This is a genomic window from Nocardia sp. NPDC050408 (assembly GCF_044458905.1).
In the GTDB taxonomy this organism is placed as follows: domain Bacteria; phylum Actinomycetota; class Actinomycetes; order Mycobacteriales; family Mycobacteriaceae; genus Nocardia.
On the sequence record NZ_JBITIL010000012.1, the window covers coordinates 146274 to 150118 of the forward strand.

Annotated in this window: 3 protein-coding genes; 1 reads left to right on the top strand and 2 read right to left on the bottom strand. The window is 59.7% G+C overall.

The genetic code is table 11. The features are described 5' to 3' along the window. Positions 1 to 39 precede the first annotated feature (39 nt). Positions 40 to 732: a hemerythrin domain-containing protein gene (locus ACIBJI_RS29030; RefSeq protein ID WP_364347538.1), complete on the top strand. Its 693-nt coding sequence runs from the start codon at positions 40 to 42 to the stop codon at positions 730 to 732. Between the two features lie 307 nt (positions 733 to 1039). Here ACIBJI_RS29030 and ACIBJI_RS29035 read toward each other — a convergent pair whose 3' ends face one another. Next, complete coding sequence (locus tag ACIBJI_RS29035) at positions 1040 to 1972, bottom strand: hypothetical protein (RefSeq protein WP_364347535.1); 933 nt, start codon at positions 1970 to 1972, stop codon at positions 1040 to 1042. Positions 1973 to 2253: 281 nt separating this feature from the next. Beyond that, positions 2254 to 2628 carry a hypothetical protein gene (locus ACIBJI_RS29040; protein WP_397086722.1) on the bottom strand — a complete coding sequence of 125 codons (375 nt, stop codon included), beginning with the start codon at positions 2626 to 2628 and terminating at the stop codon, positions 2254 to 2256. Between the last annotated feature and the right edge of the window lie 1217 nt (positions 2629 to 3845).

Genomic DNA, 3845 nt, shown 5'->3' on the forward strand with positions numbered 1-3845 from the left:
GCAAGTGCGCTACAAGCGGATCGACAGACAGTGAGAACCATGAACACCGCGACACAGACCCCCGACCGCCCCGATACCACCGACCGTCCCGATACCGCTGACATGTTGCTCGTCCACCGCGCCTTCCGCCGCCATTTCGACGCCCTGCCCGGCCTCGTCGGCGGTGTCGCCGACGGTGACACCGCGCGCGCGGGTCGCATCGTCGAGTTCCTCACCGAACTCGATACCGGCCTGCATCACCACCACTGCGCTGAGGACGAGCTGATGTGGCCACTGCTGCTCGAGCGGGCGAAGACCGATGGCGCACTGATCCTGCGGATGGAGGAACAGCATGAGCGGATCGCCGAACTGATCGACCGCGCGGACCGGCAGGCCGAGGAATTCGCCGCATCGGCGCATCCCGAGGTGCGCGGGCATCTCGCCGCCACGCTGTCGGCGCTGGCCGCCGCTCTCGACGAACATATGGCTGAGGAGGAGGCGCGCATCCTGCCGCTCGCCGGACGCGTCATGACCGCCCGCGAATGGCAGGCGCTCGGCGAACGAGGACGCGCCGCCGTACCCAAGGACCGGCGGTTGATCTTCCTCGGCTTCATCTTGCAAGCTGTACCGCACCCCGAACGCCGAAAGTTCCTAGCCGACATGCCGTTCGCCGCCAGACTCGCCTGGCGCCTGCTCGGCAGCCGCACCTTCGCCAAGGAGTACCGCTCGATCTATGGGACAGATCCCGAGTAGATCTTCGCGCAGACCGGGCGCCCGCGGCGCGGGTGTGCATCCTGTGATCATCGAAGTATCGGTTCGGTTCCAGAAGTTGATGTTTGGTTACGCAACGAGGTGCAAACAGGACCTTCCAACTTGGCTGGTATACGGCAGCAATGCGATGGAATCCGGGTCGATCCGCCGTACCTCATGCCGAACCTGATGTCGGTATCACTGACCGGTTCTCGACGCTGAAACCCCTTGTCCGCGTGGACAAGGGGCTATTCAGGCGCGCTCGCGCGGGTCGAGCACCGCCCAGCTCCTGAACATAGCCGTATTGATATTACTTTGTGTACATTTGAGCGTACCGAAGCTTGCATTCCTTGGGATAGTCGCACAGCCGAAGTTTCGCATCTCGTGCCATGGAACCATTCTCCAGGTCGTACATCGGAACGTATGCTCGCTCGTACGAGCCTGTCAGTGTGACGAATCGAAATGGCTTTCCCTGGTCGTCTACGGCCAGTGATCGACCGTCCCCGAATCCGATGTCCACAACAAATTCGCAATCGCAATCGTGCGCCCGGATCTCTATCTTGAAGGCCAGCGTCTCATTCAGCGCAAGCGTAACTGCATGTGTTTTCATGTAGTCGCTGTCAGTAAATTGTCCGAATCCGTCCAAAGCCTTCGCCTCGACAACATCTCCAGAGTTCAGATCGAATCCCATTGTCAATGCTTCGGTAACTCCTTGTGAATAGAATGGGACAATCGTTCCTGCGGGAGGTCGCCGCCTTTCGACTATCCTGGCGGCAATGCTAGAGATTTGGACCGGCGTGAAATTTTGTCCAGTGAGCTTGAAGTATATCGAGCCTTCACCGAACCCTTCCAGAGAGTTCATCGGATTGCGTGGATCAATCACACTCTGCCCGAGCGCGACCCCATCGGGGACGAGACGCTGCATGGTCGCCTTGTCCGGTCTGACTCCATCCAATTCGATAATTCTTGACGATGCCAATGATCCCGGGACGCCTGGCGGGCCGCTCACGCCCTCGGCGCGTGCCGGTGGTGTCGCATTGTCTCTCCCTTCGCGGTCTGCCTCGATTGCGCGCTGTTCGGATACCGCTCGATCCGGTTGCAGTAGATAAATTGTGACAGATGCCGAGACCGATACGACAATCAGGATGGCGACGCCGATCGCAACCAGCCATCTTCGACGTTCGGACCAGAAGTTGTTCTGTATATTTCCTTCACCGACTTGAATCGGGATCTGGTTTTTCACGCGAACCTCGAATCCATCACAATAAGAATTGCATCGTCAATGATTTCTAGTGCCGCGTCCATATAGCTCCTGCCGTATCGAGCCTTGGTGCGGAGGGTTCCGTCGAACGCAGCCGACCGGTGGTCGCCCGCACCGTATTCGATCGCCGTATCCTCGAGCTCGGCGAGCAGTCGGAGCGGGTGGCGCAGCAATCTATCTGGCGGAGGCACCAGTAGCGGGGGCCGACACGTGGCGATTTCTTGGTCTAGGTGCTAGCGCGCGTCAACGAGCCGGGCGTGCGATCAGTTGAAACTGTTGTGTTGAGTGTTGTTGTTCCCCAACTGCACCCCTTTTGCGTGCCGCAGGTCGATAAGTTTACGGGCCCGGTCGGTTTCCGAGGTCGGTAGTGCTTCCAGGAGTTGGGCTGCTAAAGACTGCAACTCGCTGTCATCTCCGCCCCTCGCGCGGAGCACTGCGGCTTCTAGTGCTGCAACGTTACTGCCAGGCGATGTTTCGTTGGCTTCGAGAGCGGCCCTCACTTGTGGGCCGTCGTCACCGCGGCTTATGCGACGCCGAATCGCCTGATAGACCTCGCGCACTGTTGCCGACGCCGCATCCTGGCCACCAGCCGCCGCACCAGCGATCAACGCGGTCACGATCACCGTGAACGGATCCACATCGCCCCCTTCGTGGTCTGCTTCTCCAAGTCCCTTGTGCAGCAATACTACGCAAAGCCTCGAATCACCACAGCTTGTTCGCCTTGCCTGGCCCGTGGGTCGGTGACGTTGTCCTCCCGGGTGACGGCTCAGCCGAAAATTGATGGCACGCATCGGCATTCACCTTAATGAAGCACCTCCTCGGTTCAGAGGAGCGGCAGTGAGATCTATTCGGTTGTGGGCGAGCGGCTTTCACTTGCTCAGGAGCGCGGCAGCGTCATTCGAGCCGGTGTTCATGGTGTCCGTATTCCGGCGTCGCGGCCTTGTCGTCGGCCGAGCGTGACGAGTCGCGACGCGATCAGGAATCGGATGCGGCATCCGTCCGCTGCCTTCCGGAGCGATGTCTTGCCGCGATCGACATGTGCCAACCACAAGAAATGGCTCGACGCCGAAGCCGACTTGCCGCCCATCGATGCTGATCGAGCGTAACCATCAAGACCACTTCGGTAGCCACCACCGTCTCCCGGTAAGCGACAGCCGAATCACATATTTGCGATTTCACCGGTTTCGGCGCCGGTGTTCCTGTTGCGCCCGATCGCAGCTGGCCGTTGGGTGGGCATTCGTCGAGCTCATCGATTCGTGTCGAGTGCGAGACATGAAAGCCGGTGTTCAGTAGCATTAAATAGGTACGGTGCAGCGGGTTTCCCTATACTGCGGCCGCAGCAGGTTCCCGCGTCAGTAGCGGCGCGGGGATGTTGTGAGCATGTTGTCTTTTCGACCGAACGAAGGGGCTAATAATGTTCGAAGCGGCAGCCGCCCGGGCCCGGGTCGACTTTGGGGCGACATCCCGAACCGAGGTGGGGCACGGGAATAGGCTGATTCGACTACGCAAATCTAATTCGAATACGGACATAACGTACGTAGTTTGACGCTTTCGGCTGAATGCGCACGGCCAGGAGTTTCCGGACCGTGCCGCGGCAGATCGTCGTGCCGCCGTCACGACAATTTTGTTGCACAGTCGTTCGACAGGGTCGGGGGACAGGGGGCTAAATACGTTCGGTGGGCGCCGACGCCTGAAGGCCGTATCCATCGGGGAACGGCCGGGTCCTTGTGTTGTGGTTCGCAATGTAGGTGAGGTGTGCATATGTAAGTGCATCCGCAAATGCACTTCGGGAAATGCCGGGCGCGTGGGGGACTTTGTTGTTCTCGTGTCCCGGAATTCGAGGAGAGGTTAGACG

Bases quoted from the DNA above. Each gene is read 5' to 3' on its own strand.
- ACIBJI_RS29030 (WP_364347538.1), top strand. From the start codon at position 40: ATGAACACCGCGACACAGACCCCCGACCGCCCCGATACCACCGACCGT.